Genomic DNA, 22621 nt, shown 5'->3' with positions numbered 1-22621 from the left:
AGACGACTAACGAGGATCGATCTATGGAAGCCACCACGGAGAACCGCAGCCCTGGAAAGCTGTTTAGCTGGATTGAACGCGTCGGCAACAAAGTGCCGAACCCGTTTTTACTGTTTGTCTATTTGATTGTGGTGCTGATGGTGGCCACCGCCGTGCTCAGCAGCCTCGACGTGGCGGTGAAAAACCCGGCCAACGGCGAGCTGGTGCGGGTGAATAACCTGCTGAGCGTGGCAGGGATTCAATGGATCCTGCCCAATATCATCAAAAACTTCAGTGGCTTCACGCCGTTGGGATCGATTCTGGCGCTGGTGATTGGTGCTGGCCTGGCGGAAAAAGTCGGCCTGCTGCAGTCGCTGATGGTGAAGATGGCTTCGCGCGTGAGCCGTCGCTACGCCAGCTACATGGTGCTGTTTATCGCCTTCTTCAGCCACATTTCGTCCGATGCCGCGCTGGTAGTAATGCCGCCGCTCGGCGCGCTGATCTTCCTCGCGGTGGGACGTCATCCGGTGGCGGGATTGATGGCGGCGATCGCGGGCGTGGCGTCCGGTTTTACCGCCAATCTGCTGATTGTCACCACCGATGTGCTGCTGTCCGGCATCAGTAGCGAAGCCGCCAAAGCGGTGAGCGACACCGTACACGTTAGCGTGATCGACAACTGGTACTTTATGGCCAGCTCGGTGATTGTGCTGACCATCGCCGGTGCGCTGCTGACCGACAAGTTTGTCGAGCCGCGCCTGCCCGCGTGGAACGGCGGCAATAGCGATCGTCTGCCGCCGCTCACCGCACTGGAGAATCGCGGCCTGAAAGCCGCCGGCATCGCCGCGCTGGTGTTTATCGCGCTGATGGCGCTGCTGGTGGTGCCGGAACACGCGCCGCTGCGCAATCCGAAAACCGGCGGCATTATTCCCTCGCCGTTTATTCAGGGCATTGTGCCAATCATCATCCTGTTCTTCTTTGTGGTGGCGATTGCCTATGGCGCGGTAACCAGGCAGATTCGCCGCGCGGATGATATCCCGCAGCTACTGGTGGATCCGATGAAGAGCATGGCGGGCTTTATTGTGATGGTGTTTCCGCTGTCGCAGTTCGTGGCCTTCTTCAACTGGAGCAACATGGGCAAGTTCATGGCCATCGGCCTGACCGATGTGCTGGAGAGCGCGGGCATCAGCGGCGCACCGGCGTTTATGGGCTTGATGTTCCTGTCGGCGTTTCTGTGCATGTTTATCGCCAGCGGCTCGGCGATCTGGTCGATTCTGGCGCCGGTATTTGTGCCGATGTTTATGCTGCTTGGCTTCCATCCGGCGTTTGCCCAGATGATCTTCCGCATCGCCGATTCTGCGGTGTTGCCGCTGGCACCGATGTCACCGTTCCTGCCGCTGTTCCTCGGCTTCCTGCAGCGCTATCAAAAAGATGCGCAACTGGGCACCTATTACGTGCTGATCTTCCCCTATCCGCTGGTGTTCTTCACCACCTGGATTGTGCTGCTGCTGGCGTGGTACGCGCTGGGTTTACCGATCGGTCCCGGCGTCTACCCAAGCCTGCACTAAGCCTGCGCCACGGATGGCGATCACTTTTCTGTGAACTGCAACGTATGTTGCCAAAATGTCACCGTCCCGCCTCTCGGCAACTCTCAGCGAATTTATTATCCTGCTATTCCTTCGCTTGCTAACGGTTAATTATTTTTAAAACCCATCTCAGCCGTCAGCGGGTTCTGCAAACACCGAGGTATACATAATAATGACAACCATCACGTCGACAGGGATGGCGAACGATCACATGAGCGCGGATCGCCGCACCTTAGCCGGGCGCATTGATGCGCTGCCCTCGTCCGCCGGCCTGTGGCGCTTTATCACGCTGCTGGCGCTGGGCGGCTTCTTTGAGCTCTACGATCTGTTTGAAACCGGCTATATCAGCTCCGGCCTGGTGGCGGCGGGCGTGTTTCATACCGGTTCTGCGGGCGTGTTCGGCATCGCCGACCAGGCCGCATTTGCCTCGGCCACCTTCCTCGGTTTGTTTGTCGGCGCGAGTTTGCTTGCGCCCTACGCCGACCGTTTTGGTCGCCGCCTGACCTTTATGTGCGCGCTGGCGTGGTACGGCGCGTTTTCGCTGCTGATGGCGTTCCAGCAGAGCGCAGAGATGATTATCCTGTTCCGCTTCCTGGTCGGCATTGGCCTCGGCGTTGAGCTGGTGACCATCGATACCTATCTTTCCGAATGGGTGCCGGCGCATCTGCGCAGCCGCGCGTTCGCCTTCTCCTTCTTTATCCAGTTTCTGTCGGTGCCGACGGTGGCGCTGATGTCGTGGTGGCTGGTGCCGCAAACCATTCTCAGTCTTGAAGGCTGGCGCTGGGTGGTGATTGCCGGTGCGGTCTGCTCGCTGGTGATCTGGCTGATTCGAAAAAACCTGCCCGAATCGGCGCGTTGGCTGGCGCAACAAGGACGGCATCAGGAAGCGCATCAGGTGCTGAGTGCGATGGAAAAGCGCTGTGGTATCGCATCTCCCCTTCCCCCTGTTGTGGGGGAAGGCCGGGATGGGGGACAGTTCGCACCTGAGCAACCTAAGCAAGGGCGTTTCAGCGAGATTTGGGCACCGGCCTATCGCCAGCGCACGCTGATGCTGGTGGTGATGAACTTCTTTCAGGCGATTGGCTTTTTTGGCTTCGGCAACTGGCTGCCGGCGCTGCTGTCGGGCAAAGGCGCCACCGTCACGCACAGCCTGCTGTATGCGTTTTTCATTACGCTGGCCTACCCGCTCGGCTCGCTGATTTGCAGCCGCTACGCCGATAAGCTCGAGAATAAATGGCAGATCGTGTTTTCATCGCTGATGACGGTGGTGTTCGGCACGCTGTTTGCGTTTATGACCAATCCGCTGCTGATGATCATCTGTGGTTTCCTGATCACTTACAGCAATGCATGGCTAACCTTCAGCTATCACGCTTATCAGACCGAGATTTTCCCGACGCACATTCGCGCCCGCGCGGTGGGTTTCTGCTACTCGTTTAGCCGCCTGTCGACGGTGTTCAGCAGTATTTTGATTGGAATTATTTTGCAGTATGCCGGCAGTCAGGGCGTGATCGCCTTTATCGTGCTGAGCATGCTGATTGTGATGCTGTCGGTGGGGATTTACGGGCCGAAAACCCGTGGGATGGATTTGGAGAATATTTGAGGGTTGAGCGTGCTGGCTGTTCCGGATCGTGCTGGCTGCCCCAGATCGTGCTGGCTGTCCCCCGGATCGTGCTGGCTGTCCCCCGGATCGTGCTGGCTGTCCCCCATCCCGGCCTTCCCCCGCTAGCGGGGGAAGGAGACGCTGCCACATGCAGCTTCAGAACTACCATATAGCAGCATCTTCCTCCCCCATTAATGGGGGAGGACCGAGGAGGGGGACAGCGAGCACGTGATAGGGGACAGCGAGCACGGTATAGCGGACAGCGAGCAAAAACTACTGCCCTTCCAACACCTTAATATCCGCATTACCCTGCTTCGGCTGCACGGTTTCGTCTTTACGCAACTCGGCCACATCTTTCGCCGACACGCTCGACTTCACGCCATTGCCCCAGCTGCCACGGATAAAGTTCACCACATCCGCCACCTGCTGATCGTTCAGACGCCAGCCGAACGCCGGCATGGTGATCGCCGTCGGTGCGCCTTTCACGCCAGGCAAAGTGCCGCCGACCAATACGATGTGAATCAGCGAGGTCGGATCATCTGCCATCACCACCGGATTGCCGCGCAGCGCCGGATAAAAGCGCTGATAGCCACTGCCGTCGGTTTTGTGGCACGCCGCGCAGCTATCGACATAAGTCGATGCGCCCGGCTGGCTGTCGTCACCTTTCCACAACGCCTGAGACACCGCATCATCCTGCTTAAACACCGCCTGATTCGGATCTTTCGCGCCGAGGGATTTCAGATACTTAGCAATCGCGCTGATATCATCATCGCTCAGATACTGCAGGCTGTGCTGCACCACATCGGTCATGCCACCGAATACGGCGGTGTGATCGTTGCGGCCAAAGCGCAGGAACTGCCTGAGATCCTCTTCGCTCCAGCGGCCTAAGCCATCGCGGTTATCGCCACGCAGGTTGCTGGCGGTCCAGCCATCAATCGGCGCGCTACTGCCGGCAAGATAGTTGTTGCCTTCGCCGTTGTTGAGCGCTTTTTCCTGCATGGTGATGCTACGCGGCGTATGGCAAGCGCCACAGTGACCGAGACCTTCCACCAGATAGCGACCACGTGCCAGCTCCGGATCTTCCTGTGCCGCCGGCTGGAACGCTTTCACATCCGGCGCAAAGATGCCGCGCCAGATGGACAACGGCCAGCGCATCGATAGCGGCCACGGAATGTCGCTCTCTTTGTTGGCCTGCGCCACCGGCTGCACGCCATGCATGAAGTAGGCGTAGAGCGCCTTCATGTCGTCATCGCTGACCACCGCGTAAGACGGATACGGCATCGCCGGATAAAGCGTGTCGCCGTTTTTCGCTACGCCGTGACGCACCGCTTTCTGGAAATCGTCGTAGCTGTAGTCACCAATCCCGGTGGTTTTATCCGGCGTGATGTTGGTGGAGTAAATGGTGCCGATCGGCGTCGCCATCGGCAGTCCACCGGCAAACGGCTGGCCGCCCTGCGCGCTGTGACACGCCACGCAGTCGCCCGCGCGCGCCAGATACTCACCGCGCTTCACCAACGCGTCCGAACCTGCTTCGTCCGCCACTGCGGCGAACGTCATGGTGCCCAGAAACAGGGCTAAAATGCTTTTAATCATCGCCGTGTTCCTTATGCCTGTACCAGCGGGCCGGGGTTCTTCAGATACTGTTCACGAATCGCTTTGGCTGACCAATAGGTCAACGCGGCGACCATGCCCGTTGGGTTGTAGCCGAGTCCCTGCGGGAACGCCGACGCACCTGGCACAAACACGTTCGGCACATCCCAACTCTGCAGGTAACGGTTCACCGCGCTGGTTTTCGGATCTTCACCCATGATCGCGCCGCCGCTCATGTGCGTGGTTTGATACACGGTGGTGTCGAAGTGCGAGCCCGGCCCTTTCGCGCCGCCGATGATCATTTTCGGGTTCATCGCTTCGGTGATTTTGCGCATCTTACCGATCATGAACTGCGCCATCTTGATGTCGTTATCCTGCCAGTCAAAGGTCATACGCAGCAGCGGCTGGCCGTAGGCATCTTTGTAGTTCGGATCGAGATCGAGATAGTTGGCGCGATACGACTGGTGCGCGCCGTGCGCATCCATCGAGATGTGATGGTTATAGGTATCCGCGACCGCAGATTTCCACTGGCTGCCCCAGTTTGGCGTGCCTTTCGGCGTCGGCAAACCCGAGATCGGCTTGGTACCGGCCTGGTTCACCCAGAATGGCGAACCGCCCACGAAACCGTGCGGACCGTGATCGAAGTTGTCGGCGTTGAAATCATCCACCGCCACACCTGCGCCACCGGCACCGATAAACGGGTTGGTGGTGGTGTTTTTGTCGAACAGCGCTTTCAGCGTCGAGATGTTCTGATAGGCGAAGTTACGCCCCACCACACCTTCGTTGGAAATCGGGTTATACGGCTTGCCGATGCCGGAGAGCAGCATCAGATGCACGTTGTGGAACTGGAACGCCGACAGGATCACCAGATCCGCAGGCTGCACCACTTCGCGGCCCTGACCATCGAGATAGGTCACGCCGGTGGCGCGCTTTTTATCGTCGGTCAGATTGACGCGCAGCACGTAGGCGTTGTTGCGCAGCTCGAACTTCGGTTCCTGACGCAGCGCGGGCAGGATATTGACGTTCGGCGAGGCTTTGGAATACATGTAGCAGGCGTAACCGCTGCAGAAACCGCAGAAGTTGCACGGGCCCATCTGTGCGCCGTAGGTGTTGGTGTAGGGGCCTGAGGTGTTGGCCGACGGCATATCATAAGGGTGATAACCCACTGATTCCGCCGCTTGCGCGAACAGCTGCGCCGAGTAGGTGCGCTTCTGCGCCGGCAGCGGGAAGTCGCTGGAACGATCTGGCGCGTACGGGTTGCCGCCCTTCTCTTTGCCCAGCAGTTTGCCTTTGATTGACCAGGCGCTGCCCGAGGTGCCGAACACTTTCTCGGCCTGATCGAAGAAGGGTTCGAGCTCGTCATAGTTGACGCCGAAATCCTGGATCGTCATGCCTTCCGGGATGAAGTTTTTACCGTAACGCTGCTCGTAATGGCTGCGCAGGTTCAGTTCTACCGGGTCAACACGGAAATGCACGCCTGACCAGTGCAGACCCGCGCCGCCGGTGCCGGTGCCGGGCAGAAACGCTGCCAGCTGGCGATAAGGTACGGCGGTTTGCGAGGCATCGTGACGAATCGTTACGGTGCTTTTCGACAGATCCTGGAACAGCTTTTTGCGGATGTTATAGGTCAGTTCGTCAATCGACTGCGGATAGGATCCATCCGGATAGGTATCGCGATGCGGACCGCGCTCCAGCGCCACCACATTCAGGCCCGCTTCGGTCAGCTCTTTCGCCATGATGGCACCCGCCCAGCCGAAACCGACGACGACCGCATCCACTTTTTTCAATTCATTTGCCACGCTTACGTCCTCTCCCCGCGAATATCCACTGACGGGAACGGATAACGTTCGCCGCGTTCCACCCAATCCATAAAGTCAGCGCGCGCGCCTGGGAAGCCAATCAGCTTCCAGCCCACCATGCCTTGATTGCCACCGTGGATCGGATCGCTGAAATAGCCCTCGCGGGTGTTTTGCAGCAGGAAGGAGAAGAAGGTTTTCGCCGGCAGCTGCGGGAACTCGGCCGTGCCGCTTTCAAACGCGGTGAGCAGCGCATCCTGCTGTTCGCCCGTCAGCTCGGCAAACACTTTGCCATGCTGTTTTTTGCTCCAGCCATCGGCATCGGCGAGGCCGAGACGGTAGATCTGCTGCGGCACCAGCGGCAGCTGATAACCCAACTCTTTTGGCAGATCGGGATTGAACGGACCTTGCATGTACCAGTTGTTACCGGTGGCATACGGCGTGTTCATTTGACGATCGATAAATTCCGGCACGCCGGCTTCAAGTGCGCCAGGACCGCGTTCGTCGTTGGGGATCAGGCGCGCCACGGCCGCAGTGATAAAGGCAAACTCTTCGGCGGTGAACCAGGTGGGCTGGTAGCTCCGCGCCTGTTGTGGTGATGCGTTTTGTTCTGCTGCCCCAGCGGCCATCGGTGCCACCAGTGCGCCCATCGCCGTACTGCCCACCGCCATTGCCGGCGCCAGGGTGATGGTTCTCAGCAGAAAATCCCTGCGAGTGTGACCATTTTTTTGTTCTGACATGACATTGCCTCAGTACCACATATAATGCGGCATGAAAGTTAAGTAGTTGCGTTGTATTGTTTTTTTATTGATAGCTTAAGGGATACAGCAGCACTGTTACCGGTAACAGTGCAAATATTGTAACACCATTGCTGTGGATAATTTAGTTGCTAGAAACAAATTCGCACTAATTACTTAACAATTGCCGCTGTCGTTTTACATCGCAGCGGCGAAACTGACATCGTCTGATACAACCCACAACAGACAGATAGAGGTCTGAAGCGGTATAAAAGCGTACACACAACAGCGGAGTGCCTATGTTTAAGTCCTTTTTTCCGCGGCCAACGCTGTTTTTCAGCTCAGCTGCGATTTGGAGTTTAGTCGCGATTTTTGCCTGGTTTGGCTTTTTCAGTGATTTCCCCGCGCGCTGGCCTGCACTCCAGGCGGCGATGCACGAACCTTTGCCAACCAATGCCAGCCGTTTTATTCACATCAGCCAACTGTGGTTTTATGCCTATTACTGGATCGTTGCCGGCCTCTTTGCGCTGGCGTGGCGCGTGATTGATAACCATCCGTGGCAGCGCTGGTCGGTTTGGGGTTCAATTCTGATCATCTTTGTCACCTGGTTTGGCGTGCAGGTCGGCGTGGGCGTTAACGCCTGGTACGGCCCGTTCTACGACATGATTCAACAGGCGCTGACCAAAGCCGGTTCCGTCGCCATCCACCAGTTCTATGTGCAAGTGCTGGCGTTTCTCGGTATCGCGCTGATTGCGGTGGTGATTGGCGTGATGAACTCGTTCTTCGTCAGCCATTGGGTATTCCGCTGGCGTACCGCGATGAACAATTACTACATGCACAACTGGCAGCGTCTGCGTCTGGTTGAGGGGGCGGCACAGCGTGTACAGGAAGACACCATGCGCTTCGCTGGCACGTTACAGGATTGGGGCATCAACTTTATTCAGGCGATTATGACGCTGGTGGCGTTCCTGCCGGTGCTGGTCACGCTGTCGCACCATGTGAAAGAGGTGCCCATTCTTGGCAGCATTCCGTATGCATTGGTGATTGCCGCGCTGCTGTGGTCGCTGTTTGGTACCGCGCTGCTGGCGCTGGTGGGGATTAAACTGCCGGGGCTGGAGTTCCGCAATCAGCGGGTGGAAGCGGCCTACCGTAAAGAGCTGGTATATGGCGAAGACGACCCTGAACGCGCCTCACCGCCGACGGTGCAGGAGCTGTTTAGCCGCGTGCGTCAGAACTATTTCCGCCTCTATTTCCACTATTTGTACTTCAACATCACCCGCATTATGTATCTGCAGGTGGATAACGTGTTCGGCCTGTTTGTGCTGTTCCCGTCGATTGTGGCGGGTACCATTACGCTCGGTCTGCTGAACCAGATCACCAATGTGTTTGATCAGGTGCGCTCGTCGTTCCAGTATTTGATCACGTCGTGGTCAACGCTGATTACGCTGATGTCGATCTACAAACGTCTGCGCAGTTTCGAGCAGATTTTGCAGGATATTCCACACGAAGAGATGATGCGCGAAGCCGCGGAGTAAGGTGGTAGTGCGGTGCGGTCTGGTGCCCTCACCCCGGCCCTCTCCCACGGAGAGGGAGACGCTGCCAAATGTCAAATATGTGCTCGGTCAGTCCCCTCTCCCGCTTGCGGGAGAGGGTTAGGGTGAGGGGCCAGGCGCACTCTGTTTAACCCGCCAACACCGCAAACACCTTCTCAATCGCATACGCGCCCGGATCTTTCACGCCATCCAGACTCTGCTGGTTCAGATACGCGGAACGCCCCGCTTTGGCGCTCTGCATCTGCGCAGTGGCGTCGGCGCCTTTCTGCGCCGCTTCTGCCGCCGCAGCCAGCGACTCGCCCGCCACTAACGCTTCCAGCGCCGGTTGCAGCGCATCCACCAACGTACGATGACCCGGCTGCGCGCCGCCGTAATGTTTCATGCGCTCCAGCCCGTGCATCAAGGCCTGCGGCAGCGCGCTGCCCTCTTCCAGCTGCTGGCCGGCGCTGGTGAACAGAATTGACATCAACACGCCGCTCGATCCCCCCATCACCGTCGCCAGCTGTTCACCAATCAGCGCCAGCAAGGTTGGCAGCTCATCCAGCGGCAGCTGTTTTTCCTGCAGGCCGCGCTGAATTTTCTTCGCCCCGGCGGCAAAGGTTGAGCCGGTATCGCCATCGCCCACTTTGGCATCCAGCGCGTTCAGCTCGCTTTCCAGATCGATCAGCGTCTGCGTGACGCTGGCGACGATGCGTGCCACCTCCGCATTCTCAGAGGCATCAAAATCCAGCACGCTGCCGATTTTCTCTGCACGTTGCAGGCTGATCGGCGCAAAGTCATGCACCGGCACCCAACCCAGCACCTGAACCGGCGCGTTTAACGCTTCAAGGAACGGTTCCTCCAGCGCCAGCAGCGTCAGCGAAAAACCTTTCATATCCAGCGCGCTGACCAGCGTTGCCGGCCCCAGCAGATGCGTGATGCGTGCCGCCAGCGGCGACTGCAACACTTCACGCGTTAACAGCGCCAGCTCCAGCTGCGAGAAGCCACCGAGATTGTTGATCAGCAACAGCGCTTGCTTGCCGTCCGGCAGCGCCTGCGCCAGTTTATCGGTCATGATGCTGGTGATTTGGCGGCTGTCTTGCGTATCCAGCGTGATTACACCCGGCTCGCCGTGAATGCCCATGCCGAGCTCGCTGTGCCCGGGCTCGACGCGCTCATCACGTTTTTCGCCCGGCACATGACAAGTGGCGAAAGCCAAACCGATGGACGATGTGGCATCAATCGCGCGCTGCGCCAGCGCTTTGACCTCATCCAGCGATTGTCCCTGCTCCGCCGCAAAGCCAGCAACTTTGTGCACCAGCACAGTCCCGGCGATGCCGCGCGGCTGCGGGTTTTCCGGCAGCGCGATATCATCCTGCACCATCACCAGCTCAACTTTGTAGCCGAGGTTTTTGGCTTTCTCTGCCGCCAGACCGAAGTTAAGACGGTCGCCGGTATAGTTCTTCACAATCAGCAGGCAACCGGCATCGCCGGTGACGTTAACAATGGCGTTCAACACCGCATCGACGCTCGGCGAGGCAAAGATATCGCCGCACACCGCCGCCGTCAGCATGCCTTTGCCGACAAATCCGGCATGCGCCGGTTCATGGCCAGAACCGCCGCCCGAGATCAGCGCCACTTTGCTTTTATCCCAGTCCAAACGCACCACCACGCGAATCTCATCACCGAGATCGAGGCGACTGAGGTTGTGCCACGGCGTACTCAGCAAAACCCCTTCGATGGCTTCGTTAACCAGATCGTTTTTCTCATGCATAAAAAACTGGCTCATTGCATCCTCTCCATTGGTGTTGTCGTCCTACAAGGTAGCGTATGTGCGTAAAGAATAGGCGCAGCGAAGTGCGGAAATGCAAAGGGCGGCACAAGCCGCCCTTTAATTCAGACTATTACCGCTTATAAAGCGATGCGCAGCACGCTATCTGGATTTTTTGGTGGTTCTTTGCGTGAACCCGGCTGCTTGATGCTGACAAACAGGGTTTTGCCATCGGCGGAAACCGCCAGGCTGTTTGGCAGGCCCGGCGCTTTCACCGTGCGTTTTACCTGGTAACTGCTGGCGTCGATGATGCTGATTTCGCACGCTTTACGGTGCGTGACGTACAGCTCATCACGATCGGCATTAAACAATACCGCCAGCGATTCCGGCACATCGATCTTGTGGATCACCTGCTGGGTGCGGGTATCCAGCACCAGCACCTGCGGTTGTTTTGAGTCGCTGAGGAAGGCGCGATGGCCTTTGGTATCCAGCGAGATATTGAGGAAGAAGTGATCGTTGTCGCCATCGATTTTCTGACGCTTTTCAATCGCGTTCAGGCGCGTATTGATGGTCACCAGTTCGCCATCGGAGTTAGTGACGTACAGTTTTTGCGCCGCAGAATCGATCGCTAAACCGGTGCCCATTTTGCCGGTGTTCGGCACGGTGCTGATCAGTTGCAGGGTTTTGCCATCCACCACCCACACCACGCTCTGCTCACCGAGGCCAGTGATGTAAACGCGATTGGTCGCCGGATCAACCGCCAACTGGCGCGGCTGCAGCGGACGCACGGTTTCACTGCGCTGACGCCCATCCAGCACCAGCGTGTTGATCACCTTGCCGCTGGTGGCATCCACTGCAGTCAGTGCAGCATCGCGGGTATTACCGAAATAGAGAATGTTGGTTTTCTGGTTGATCGCCGCGCCAAAGGTCGGCAGATCGGTGTTGATGGTTTGCTTTACCGCCAGATCCTGCGGATCGAGACGATAAACGGTGCCGCCTTTTTTGTCGGTGGTGCTCTGCGCGGTCGCCAGGAACAGCGCATTATCGCTGTTGCTGAACGCCAACTCGTAAGCGCCTTTTGAGATCGCCTGGTTCAACGGCTGAGACTCCGCCGCCATCACCGCAGAGGTTGAGAACAGCGCTGTTGCCAGCAGCAGTGGACGCAGCGCCCACGATTTTTTATTCGCCTTCATAACTTCTCCATAGCAAAAACACCGCCTGATGGCAGTGAAGTGAAAGCCCGACATTACAACCAATGTTAAAAAGACAGCCCGAGGCGAGCCGACGAAGGGTGCTACTTTTTGAGAATAGTAATCATTTCGAAGGGAAAGTGACAGGATTTTATCGGCTTACCAACGCCGCCAGGGCGCCCGAAGGCACCCTGTCAGCACAGAACGTTAATGCAACTTATTTGGTCAGTTCAGCAGTCATGTGCACGCCGTTGTTAAAGTTGGCTTCGGTCACTTTATACGAAGCACCAGCTTCATGCGCCTGAGCAGCGATTTGCGCTTCTGCTCCATCCAGCGTTGAAGCGGTTGCAGTGATGCTTTGCGCAAAGGTAGCGAATGGCAGAACGGTCAGAGCAACAACAGCAGCAAAAGTTTTGATGGTTTTCATGGTCAATTCCTTAATGTACGTTTGATTGAGTAAGGCGTCATCGCCTTGTTGAGAGATATAATAGGCGCAGAATTGATCAGTAAAAAGCGGAGAGATTTGCCGTTGTCATTCGAATATTTTGAACATAAAAAGCACGTTTGGATTAACCTTTGTGCAAAGGGTTAAAAATCTGACATTTAATTAAAAGGCAGGATATATGGCTGTGATAGGCAGAGCGCACAACGCTGTCGCGGCGCGATTAATCGCGCCGCGACGGATGGCATAGGTGTTAACCGTGATGACGAACGCGGGTGAAGATGGTGATGGCCGCCAGCAGCATCAGCACGCCGCTGGCGAGGAACACGCCGCCGGCGCCTTGCAGATCAAACATCCAGCCGCCGGCTGCGGCACCGGCGGTGATCGCCAGTTGAATGGTGGCAACCAGCAAACCGCCGCCTGATTCCGCATCGTCCGGCACCGCGCGGGAGATCCACGTTGACCACCCGGTTGGCATCGAACCAAATGCCAGGCCCCACAGCGCCACGCCCGCCGCGACCAGCCACGACACCTCGCCGAAGCTCACCAGCAGCAGCGCGGTCACGCTCATCACCAGCGCCATCGCGGTTAACGTCAGCGATACGCTGCGCGTCACCAGATATCCCGCCAGCGAAGTGCCGAAGAAGTTCGCCACGCCAAACGCCAGCAGTACCAGCGACAGCTGATTGACGTTCAGCTGCGCGCTGCCTTCGAGGAACGGACGCAGATAAGTAAAGAAGGCGAAGTGGCCAGTAAACATCATGATCACCGCCAGCATGCCCCAGCGCATCACGCTTTTACGCAGCAGATCCAGCACGCCACCGCTGCGCGCTTTATTAATCGGCGGCATCGCGGGCAAGGTGAAGAACTGCCACAGCAGCGCCAGCACGCCTAATGCAGCGGTCAGAATGAAGATGTTACGCCAGCCAATAATGCCGCCCAGATAGCTGCCGAGCGGCGCAGCAATAATGGTCGCCAGCGAAATACCGCTAAACACGATGGACAGCGCGCGCGGCACCTGATCGCTCGGCACCAGACGCATGGTAATCGCGGTCGAGAGCGTCCAGAAGCCGCCAATCGCCACGCCCAGCAGCACGCGGGCCAGCAGAATCATCGGCAGATTCTCGGCAAAGGCCACCAATAGCGCCGAGGCAATCAGCAGCAGCGTAAAGGCCAGCATCACCACGCGACGATCGAGCTGGCGCGTCACGTTGCCAATCACCAGGCTGGTGAGCAGCGCCACCAGCGCAGTGACGGTCACGGTTTGTCCCGCCTGCCCTTCGCTGATACGCAGCGTGTCGGCGATCGGCGTCAGCAAGCTGACCGGCAGAAATTCTGCGGTAATCAGGCCGAACACGCCAAAGGCCATGGCAAACACCGCGCCCCAGGCCGGTTTATCCACGTCTAACGGTGTTTCGACTATTTCAGTATCCAGGCTCATCTGTGATCCCCATCACAAAATATTTAGCGTTAAGCATAGTGACTGATCACCAGACGATCTATGATGCAGAAACTTTGTTTTTTGATTATTCGTCTGGGATTGGTATGAGTCGCTATGAAGATCTGACCAGTGAACTGCTGATGGGCATGCGCCTGTACGGCGTCAAATACCAGCGTATCGCGCTGCACGCGCCTTTTGGCCTGCAATATGACGACGCGCCCGGTCGCGCGCAGCTGCATTTTGTTGGGCGCGGATCGTTACTGATTCGCTCGGCGTCAGGCGTGATCTATCCGCTGCAGGCCGGCGATGCGCTACTGATCCCGCACGGTAAACCGCACGCGCTGATCTCCAGCGAAGAGGCCGTTTGCGAACCCATTTCGACGTTTAATAGCCGCCCGATTTGCGCCAGCGTCTGTGCCATCGACGACAGCACCGAACTCTGCCCGGATAACAGCGATGTGATTCTGTTCAGCGCCTGCATGGCGTTTGAACTGGGCGGCATGCAGCCGCTGGTGCACACCATGCCAGACGTGATGCTGGTGAGTACGCTGCTGGCGCAGTACCCGGAAATTCAGCCGATTCTCGATGCGATGGAGCGCGAAACGCGGCAGCGCAAAGCCGGTTTCGCCGGGATTTTGTCGCGGCTGGCGGATGTGGTGGCGGCGCAAATTGTGCGGGGCTGGGTGGAGAACGGCTGTGGCAAAGGCAGCGGGCTGGTGCAGGCGCTGCGCGATCCGCGTCTCAGCCTGGCGATGGCGGCGATGCATCGCGCACCTGGCGAAAACTGGACGGTGGAACGGCTGGCGCGCGAATCCGGCAGTTCACGCTCGGTGTTTGCCGCGCGTTTCCAGACGGCAACCGGCATGACGCCGCTGCGCTATCTTACCGAGCTGCGCATGCGGTTGGCGGTGGAACGTATCGTGAACGAGGGTGAAGCGGTGGAAAGCGTCGCCTTCCACCTCGGTTACGGTTCGCTGGCGGCGTTTAGCCGCGCCTTCAAACGCATTGTTGGCACGCCACCCGGCGCACTGCGCGCCGAACGCGACATGCGTTAACGGAACACGCTGATCGCTTCCACCAGACGATTGGCCTGATGCTTCATGCGACCGGACGCTTCGGCGCTTTCCGCCACGCGCGCGGCATTTTGATGGGTGATATCGTCGAGATCTTCCACCGCTGTGCTGACCTGCGTCAGCGCGATGGCCTGCTCGGCGGTCGCGCCGCTGATTTGCGCGATCAGCGCAGTGACATTCTGCACCTGATCAACAATCTCCTGCATGGTGTGCCCAGCCGCATCGGCGTGATCGCTGCCCGATTGCACGCGGCTGGCGCTGGTTTCCACCAGATGTTTGATTTCGCTGGCGGCTTTGGCGCTGCGTTGTGCGAGATTGCGCACTTCACCGGCCACCACCGCAAAGCCTTTGCCCTGCTCACCGGCGCGCGCGGCTTCCACTGCGGCGTTGAGCGCCAGAATATTGGTCTGAAAAGCGATACCGTCAATCACGCTGGTGATGTTGGCGATGCGCTTCGAGCTGTCGGCGATCTCCGCCATCATGCCCACCATCTCCTGCATCACTTCGCCGCCTTTGATCGCCGCATGACTGGTGTTTTCCGACAGCCCATTGACCTCTTTGGCGGTATCGGTGTTGCTCTTCACCGTGGCGGTCATTTCGTTCATGGTGGCGGCGGTTTGCTGCACGTTAGCCGCTGCTTGTTCGGTGCGGCGGCTCAATTCGTCGTTGCTGCGCGCAATGGCATCGCTGGCGCTCAGCACGTTGATCGCCTGGCCGCTGACATCATCCACCAGCCAGCGGAACATCAGACCAAGCTGGCCGATGGCGCGCAGCGTCACGCCAATCTCATCAACGCGATCGATCTGCTCCACTTTATGGCTGGCGCCGGTCGCCACGCTCAATGCCTGACGGCACATGCGCTCCATCGGACGTGAAATTTGCTGCTCCAGCCACAGACTCGCCAGCAGTAAAAGGCCCGCCATGCCGCCGGCAAAGCAGCCAATGGCGAGAGGTGCAAGGCCCAGCAGCCAGACGCCAATCACCGAGAGCGGCAGCAGCGTTAATAAGGTTGAGCGGATGCGCCAGCGCAGCGGCAGAGTTTTCAGGATCGATCCCAGGCGACGCCAGCCGGTGCCGACCATCAAGCCTTTATGGAAGCGGCGTCCTTTGACGCGCCCTTCGCGGAAGTCGCGGTACAGCGCTTCGGTCTGGCGAACCTCCTCCACCGACGGCTTGGTGCGCACCGACATAAAACCCTGCACCTTGCCTTCACGCACCACCGGAATGGCGTTGGCGCGTACCCAATAGTGATCGCCATTTTTACGCCGGTTTTTCACCAGCGCCGTCCACGGCTCGCCCTGTTTGAGGGTCGCCCACATATCGGCAAAGGCTTCCGGCGGCATATCCGGGTGGCGCACCATGTTGTGTGGCTGGCCATTCACCTCTTCTGGACTGAAGCCACTGACTTCAATAAAGGCATCGTTGGCATAGGTGATGTAGCTGTTGAGATCGGTAGTCGACATCAATGTGGCGTCATCGTCAAAAGCGAATTCACGCTGAGTGACGGGCTGGTTGTTACGCATGTGTGTGTCCTTGCAATACGCAGGCGAAAAGAAGCAATCGATAATACTTTTTTATCTTTTCGGCATCGTACGGCTTGAGCTTTAGCACCAGTTTCAAATTCAGGGCAATAAAAAAGCCGCTTTGCAGCGGCTTTCACACTTTTTCACTTAGCTCATCGATTAACCGGGTTTTACAGTAAACCAAATCAATCTTTAATTTAAAACGCACCTGCAGCGCGAAGGGCAAAGGGTAATCAGAACTGCCATCTTACCCCAACGTTATAGCGCCACCCTTTAGCACCATTGCCAGCGATCTCTTTGCGATAATCCGCTTCCGCATACAACGAAACATCCTTCTGCAAGGTTGCGGTGCCGCCTGCGCCCACTTCCCACATCTGTCCAAACTTGCCGCTACTGAAGGTTGCGCCAAATGCCGGATTATCCACCGATGACACCGAGGTATCTGCGCTGCCGCCCCAACCTTTGTAGTAGTTCGCGCGCAGATAAGGGGTGTATTGACGATTACTGTCGTCGGTCCAGGTACGATCGAGGCGCGCGCCGAGACGACCAATAGTTTGGTTATAGTCGCCATAACGCACGTTATTGCCGTCTTTATCGGTGAAATCATTCATATTCAGCTTCATGTACATTAGCTGCGCCTGCGGCTCAAGCTTGTAGCCATCACCCAACGCAAACGGATAGCCGCTCTCCAGCGATGCCGTCCAGCCGTGGCCTTTCAGCTTCGCTACTTCTTGCGTGCGGGCGATATCGGTTTCGCCGCGATGCCAGTCAAATGACAACACACCGTCCAGATAGAATCCGCTCTGACGCTGCCAGGTGCCGTAAAACGCCAGGCTGTCGCTGTCGAAAGTGGTGCTGCTGTAACCGTCGGCCGCATGCGGACGAATGCGCGTATTACCGCGCGTATAGGCTAAACCGCCGCGCAGGCTATCCTGCTCGCCATCGAGTCTCAGCAGATTGCCGCCTACCTGCACCGCACTGTAATCGAGGTCAAAGTCGTAACCGAAGTCGCGGAAACTCTTATCGCTCTTGTACTTCAGGTTCGAGCCGATATAGCGCAGGAACATCTCGCCGCCGTTGCCTTGCGGACGTGTCTGCTCGTGGCGCAGTTCGCCGAGGCGTTTATGCAGATCGTCGATAATCGCCGAGGTGTAATAGGCCAGGCCAACCGGTGCCGACACATAAGATGGCACCTGCGGCACCACCGCCGGACGCGAATCGTAGCTTTGCGGCGTGCCAAAGGCATCGGTGACGAAGGTCGGCTGACAGTTAGCGCTATCCTCACACACGTAGTAGTTCGCCAGACGGTAATCCCAATAGTTATTGCCGCTGCCGCTGACAAAACGCTGGTTAGGATCGCTGCTGCCCGGTGCAAAGGTGTAGAGCCGATATTGCCACGGCCCGGCACCGAGATAGCCATCCTTCAACGCGAAGCTGTTGGCGCTGGCATTACCGCCCACCTGCGCCAGCGAGATCCCTTCGTTGCCCTCTACCCCTCCATTTTGATTGAGATCGGTGAGTGCGCCGGTGCTGGCATCAGCCAGTTTCACATTCACCAGCGTGGTACCGCTGGCATTGCCGGTGACGTTAATGTGGTCGGTAAACTGATTATTTAGCGCACCCCCCTGGTTGAGGTTAGTGACCAGATTGAGCTGGCCGCCGCTCGACGCCAGCGAGCCAGCAATATCCAGCGTGTTGCCCGGTGAACCCGCGCCGTTGGTGAGATCCAGCGTACCGGCGTTGTTCACCACCAGCGAATCGGCGGTGCCGCCGGATAGCGTCGGATGCACGTTATCGCCGGCATACAGCGTGGAATCCGCATCGACATTGATGGTGCTGTGCGCCAGCTGCAGGTTATCGGTTAGTGTCCATTGGGTATTGGCGAAGTTGATGGTGCTCCAGCCGCTGCCAAGATTAACGCCTTTGCTGAGATCGTCGGCGCTGAAGCTGCCGCCGCGCGCGCCAATCTGATTGAAGGTCAAGGTGTTGCCGGTGCCATTACCGCTGGTGAGATGATAGGTGGTGCCGAGATCGACATGGCTCACTTCAGCGGTGTTGTTGTTGTCGTTGCCCATGGTCAGGCTGCCGTTGAGTGTTCCGCCCGTCCAGCGGAACCGATCCGATCCGCCGCCCGGATTGATATCGCCCTGCACCGCGCCTTCGGTCAGCAGAATTTCGTCATCGGCGTTGCTGCCCGCGACCGCCACGGTTTGTGGATTAGCGGTGATGATGTTGCCGAGGTTCTCGAAGATGGTTTTACCGCCGCGCAGATCCACCACCGGCGCCGTCAGGCTGTTGGAGGTGAAGTTGCCGGTATTGACGATGGTGCCCGCCGTGCTGGAGACCAGCGCCGATCCGCCCGCCGCATTATCGATATTGACGTTGGCGGCGGTGGTGACATTGCCGGTGGTATTGGCGCGAATACCGGTGCCGCCGGCGCCGGTAACATTAAATTGATAGCCCGACCCCAACGCCAGATCGCCGCGGGTGGTGGAACCATCGGCATTGGCGATATTCAAGCCGCTGCCACTGCCGGAGACGTTGGTGGTCACCGTCGAAGCCGGATCAAATGGCACGGCGGTGCGAATCCCGTTGCCGTCGCCGACGTTAATGGTGAGATTGCTCAGACCAACGTTGCTCAGTTCGGCGCGGTTTTCGATGCCGTTGCCGCTGCCCAGCACGTTCACCGTGGCGTCGCTGGCGCTGAGAGCGGTCGCACCGCTGTCCAGCAAAATGCCGTGCGCATTGCCGCGCGTGGTGATCACCGTGTCGCTGCCGGTAAGCGCCAGCTGCGCACCGTCGCTGATGCGCACGCCCGCGACACCGTTATCGACATTGATGGTGCCGCCTTTCGCCAGCGTGCTGCCGCTGCCGGAGACATCCAGCCCGGTGCCGTTGGCTACGTTGACCACGCCGTTGTTGGTCAGCGTGCTGCCGGCGCGCGAACGGATCCCAATATTATTGCTGCCGGTGAGGTTCACATTGCCGTTGTTGACCAGCTCTGCGCCGTTAGTGACATCAAAACCCATCGCGCCATTGCCCGCGCCGCTCACATTGCCGTTGCTGGTAACGCGGGTGGCCGCTGACGTGCCATCCAGCGCGTTGCTCAAATCGGTACGCAGATTATTAATCAGCACGCCGACCGCGTTGCTGCCGCTGAGATTGATGCTGCTGCCGCTATCGAGCGTGGCGTTCGCACCGCCCTCAGCACGGATCGCCGTACTGCCTTGGCCGCTGGCGGTGAAGTTGGCGTTGCTGCTATTCAGGCTGCTGCCGCTGCCGGAGATAATCGCGCCGGTGCTGCTGCTGGCGCTGGCGGTGAGGGTGGTCGGCGTGGTGAAACTCAGCGCCGCGCCGTCATCAATGCGATAGCCGGTTGAGCCGCTGCTGTTGATATTTAACGCATTGGTGGCGGAGCTAATGCGCGATCCGCTGCCCGCCGCGTGATAGGCAATTTGGTCACTGTTATTGAATACCGGCGCTGAACCGGCGGCGATATTCACCAGCGCGCCGTTGAGCGCTTCCGCCCCAATCGCGCCGGTGCCGTTGAGATTCAGCGTGCCAGCGTTCAGGTTGGCTACCGCGCGATTGCCGCTGGCGCTGACGCCTCGGCTGCGGTTAGTGGTGCTGCCGCCATTAACATTGATGGTGCCGGTGTTATTGGCGGTGGTGGCAAAGGTGCTGCTGCCGCTGTTCACCGCGATGCCGGTGCCGCCATCGTTGATGTTGATATTGCCGCTGTTGGTGCCGGTCGCACCGCTCTCGACGCGAATGCCGGTGGCGTTGGCGCCGCTGAAGGTGATATCGCCACTGTTGGTCAACTGCGCGCGATTGCGGGCCAGATAACCGGTCAAGCCACTCTGTGACGCATTCAATGACGCCGCAGAGTTCAGGCGGGTGCTGGTCACCGGCGAGCCGCTGTTTCTGCCAAAGATATCGTGTTTTTGTCCGTCAACGATCGCGCCAATTGCGTTGCTACCGGTGAGATTCATGGTGGTTGCGGCATCAATAACACCCGTTGCGCCCCCTTCCACCGTAATGCCATTGGCACCGCTGCCGCTGACGTTGATCACCGCCGCATCGCTGCTCACTTCGGTGCCTGCGCCGCTGCCGAGCACGGCGGTAGAACCGGCACCCGACGCGGTGAGCGACAAGGCGTTACCGTTGAAGTCTGCGCCCTGCTCAACACGAAACAGCGTGGAGTTCTGCGTGGTGACATCAAACGGATTGTTGCCCAGCACGTTAATCCGCGCATTGGGGCCGTAGGCAAAGAAGGCGATCTGATTGGTACCGTTAGAAAAGGTCGGCACGGCAGCCGGGTCCACGGTCACCGTAGAATTGCCGCGCGCATGCACGCCGATCGCGCCATTGCCGCTGAGATTGATCGGGCCATCAACGGTGGCCTGCGCCGTGCCGGTTGCACCTTGCCCTTCCACCCACACGCCATAGTTGCGCGTGCCGCTGGCCGGATCGGCGCCGCCTGCCACGTTGATGGTGCCGGTTGAGGTGGCGCTGGCGGTGTTGCCATTGGTCGCCAGCACTTTCAGGCCGGTGCCGTTCACGCCATTCAGGTTAATGGTACCCGCGTTATTGATGTTGCCGGCACTGTTGGTCACCAGCATGCCGACGTTTTCACGCGGAATGGTGGCAGCCGCACCGTTCACATTGATGGCGCCGGTGTTGATCATGGTGGCGTTATTCGCACCGGTCGCTGACATCCCCGCCGCGTTCTGCGTTCTCGTGCCGAGGGTAATGTTGCCGTTGTTAACCGCGTTGCCGTTGGCGACCAGAGCGATACCGCTGGTCAACCCGCTTTGGTTCATCGCGGTATCCGCCGTCGCCTCACCAAGGCTGTTTTGCGGTCCGCGACCAATGTAGATATTGCCGCTGGCGTTATTGGTGAAGCTGGAAGTGGCGTCGGTCAGTAACACGCCAGACGCGGTGCCGCGCGCGCTCGAACCGTTGACGCCGACGTTGATATTGCCGCTGTTATTGGCGGTGGAGGACACGCCAAGATTGATGCCCGCCACGCCATACTGTGAATTGCTGCCGGTGGTGGCGAGGTTGAGGATGCCGTTGTTGTTAAAGGTGCTACCGGTTTGCACGGCTACGCCGTTGGCACCGTAGCCGGTCGAGCCAATGCCGGTACCATCCTGACGATTGAGGAAGCCGCCGTTAATTACCCCATTATTGGTTCCACTGCTGTTATCGGTTAACACCAGCGCCGTGCCGTTATTGGTGATGCTGCCGCGACTCGCCAGTTTGCCATCAATCACCGCTTGCGCGCCGTTGGAGGCTTTGATCGCACCGCCCGTCGCGCCCACCACTTCCAGCGTTTTACCCGCCGCCAGATTGACCCTCGCGTCCGCGCCATTGGCATTGATCACAATGCGATTGCCGATCGCCTGCGTCACCTCGTCTGGCGGCGTGGCGCTAACGTTGTAGACGATGTTGGCATTGGTGAAGGTGACAGCTTTATTGAACTCAGGCAGATAACGGGTTTTATCAAGATTGCCCGCCTGCAGCTGACCGATCAGCCAGTTGTTGTAGCTTTGCAGCTGGCTGGCGTTGGTGACGGTAAAGCTGGTGCTTTTGCCATCCAGCGTCTGCACGCTGAATGCGCCGTTATAGGTGGCGAGGTTTTGCACCTGATAGCTGCTGGTGGCCGATCCCGCGCCGTCCGGCGTAGCGGTGGCACCGAAAAAGCTGATGCGGTTATTGCTGTTCCAGTTCACCGTGCCGGTGCCGCTCACATCAAATAGCTGTGTCTGTTTAGCGGCCATGGTCCAGCTGTTGGTGCTGGCGCTGCTGAGCGCATTCGCCTGGCCGATATTCACATCCAGCGTACCGCCGGTAACATCCGCAACGCGCGCATCGATGTACTGCGCATCATTGACGTTCTGCACATCCGGCACGCTAGTGGCGCTGGTGACGGGCGCTAAGGCGACAAGACTGGCGGAGTTATATACCTGGAATGTGCTGTTGGTGCCGGTCGCGGGATCGGGCGTGGTGATCGCAAAGTTTTGCGGGCCGGGATCCAGGCGATCCTGATTGAGATACTGCGATCCCGAGGTGATCGCCACTTGCCCGAGCGTGGTGGTGACCGCGCCATCCGTTCCTGCCGTGAATGCCTGATTGCCGGTCAGACTTTCATTGCCGCTGCTGACGGTAATTTTACCGGTTTGGTTGTCATTATTTTCTGGTGTGTAAGTCCCCAACGTAACAGCCTGACTTTGCATTGCTGGATAGATCAGCAATTGCGCCGCCAACATCCCTAATGCGATAGGATTTAATGTAAACCTCATACTTCCTCCAGTGGGCGTGCAGCGTCCGCGCTGTTATTGCAACAGCGTTAAATTCTTCG

13 protein-coding genes are annotated in these 22621 nt (G+C 58.4%); 4 read left to right on the top strand and 9 right to left on the bottom strand.

From position 1 onward, the window contains the following. The first annotated feature begins 23 nt into the window (after positions 1-23). Both abgT and FCN45_RS01825 read left to right on the top strand, forming a co-directional pair. Entirely contained in the window at positions 24-1544 is a 1521-nt protein-coding gene (abgT, locus tag FCN45_RS01830; RefSeq protein ID WP_137384988.1) for a p-aminobenzoyl-glutamate transporter, read from the top strand. 190 nt (positions 1545-1734) lie between these two features. Then, the gene (locus FCN45_RS01825; protein ID WP_137384987.1) at positions 1735-3162 is read left to right on the top strand and encodes an MFS transporter; all 1428 of its coding nucleotides are present in this window, start codon (positions 1735-1737) and stop codon (positions 3160-3162) included. A gap of 273 nt (positions 3163-3435) precedes the next feature. On the opposite strand, the gene FCN45_RS01820 is transcribed toward FCN45_RS01825, so the two are convergent. The 3 genes from FCN45_RS01820 to FCN45_RS01810 are packed head-to-tail and all read right to left on the bottom strand — an operon-like array spanning position 3436 to position 7288. Next, positions 3436-4755 carry a cytochrome c gene (locus FCN45_RS01820; protein WP_137384986.1) on the bottom strand — a complete coding sequence of 440 codons (1320 nt, stop codon included), beginning with the start codon at positions 4753-4755 and terminating at the stop codon, positions 3436-3438. A gap of 11 nt (positions 4756-4766) precedes the next feature. Then, positions 4767-6551, bottom strand: coding sequence for a GMC family oxidoreductase (locus tag FCN45_RS01815; RefSeq protein ID WP_101762364.1), 1785 nt, complete (start codon positions 6549-6551; stop codon positions 4767-4769). Positions 6552-6553: 2 nt separating this feature from the next. Then, entirely contained in the window at positions 6554-7288 is a 735-nt protein-coding gene (locus FCN45_RS01810; protein ID WP_101762365.1) for a gluconate 2-dehydrogenase subunit 3 family protein, read from the bottom strand. Between the two features lie 296 nt (positions 7289-7584). Here FCN45_RS01810 and sbmA point away from each other — a divergent pair, with 296 nt between their 5' ends. Beyond that, positions 7585-8820: a peptide antibiotic transporter SbmA gene (gene sbmA / locus FCN45_RS01805; protein WP_137384985.1), complete on the top strand. Its 1236-nt coding sequence runs from the start codon at positions 7585-7587 to the stop codon at positions 8818-8820. Positions 8821-8965: 145 nt separating this feature from the next. Here sbmA and FCN45_RS01800 read toward each other — a convergent pair whose 3' ends face one another. The 4 genes from FCN45_RS01800 to FCN45_RS01785 all read right to left on the bottom strand — a co-directional run bounded on the left by FCN45_RS01800 (position 8966) and on the right by FCN45_RS01785 (position 13661). Beyond that, positions 8966-10606: a dihydroxyacetone kinase subunit DhaK gene (locus tag FCN45_RS01800; protein WP_137384984.1), complete on the bottom strand. Its 1641-nt coding sequence runs from the start codon at positions 10604-10606 to the stop codon at positions 8966-8968. Positions 10607-10728: 122 nt separating this feature from the next. Next, complete coding sequence (locus FCN45_RS01795) at positions 10729-11781, bottom strand: YncE family protein (protein WP_137384983.1); 1053 nt, start codon at positions 11779-11781, stop codon at positions 10729-10731. A 214-nt stretch (positions 11782-11995) separates the two neighbouring features. Continuing rightward, on the bottom strand, positions 11996-12205 hold the full coding sequence (locus FCN45_RS01790; protein WP_101763034.1) for a DUF1471 domain-containing protein: 210 nt from the start codon (positions 12203-12205) through the stop codon (positions 11996-11998). Between the two features lie 268 nt (positions 12206-12473). Continuing rightward, entirely contained in the window at positions 12474-13661 is a 1188-nt protein-coding gene (locus FCN45_RS01785) for an MFS transporter (RefSeq protein ID WP_101763035.1), read from the bottom strand. Positions 13662-13765: 104 nt separating this feature from the next. On the opposite strand from FCN45_RS01785, the gene FCN45_RS01780 reads away from it, so the two are divergent. Beyond that, positions 13766-14716 carry an AraC family transcriptional regulator gene (locus FCN45_RS01780; RefSeq protein ID WP_101763127.1) on the top strand — a complete coding sequence of 317 codons (951 nt, stop codon included), beginning with the start codon at positions 13766-13768 and terminating at the stop codon, positions 14714-14716. Here FCN45_RS01780 and FCN45_RS01775 read toward each other — a convergent pair. Together FCN45_RS01775 and FCN45_RS01770 are read right to left on the bottom strand one after the other, a co-directional pair. After that, positions 14713-16257 (bottom strand): PAS domain-containing methyl-accepting chemotaxis protein, encoded by a 1545-nt coding sequence (locus FCN45_RS01775; protein ID WP_137384982.1) that lies wholly within the window; start codon positions 16255-16257, stop codon positions 14713-14715. The genes FCN45_RS01780 and FCN45_RS01775 overlap by 4 nt on opposite strands. A gap of 233 nt (positions 16258-16490) precedes the next feature. Further along, positions 16491-22562 (bottom strand): autotransporter outer membrane beta-barrel domain-containing protein, encoded by a 6072-nt coding sequence (locus FCN45_RS01770; RefSeq protein WP_137384981.1) that lies wholly within the window; start codon positions 22560-22562, stop codon positions 16491-16493. Positions 22563-22621: the final 59 nt, after the last annotated feature.

This window comes from Pantoea sp. SO10 (assembly GCF_005281435.1).
Taxonomy (GTDB): domain Bacteria; phylum Pseudomonadota; class Gammaproteobacteria; order Enterobacterales; family Enterobacteriaceae; genus Pantoea; species Pantoea leporis.
Note: the sequence above shows the minus strand (reverse complement) of the source record. Positions and strands in the feature narration are given on the sequence as shown.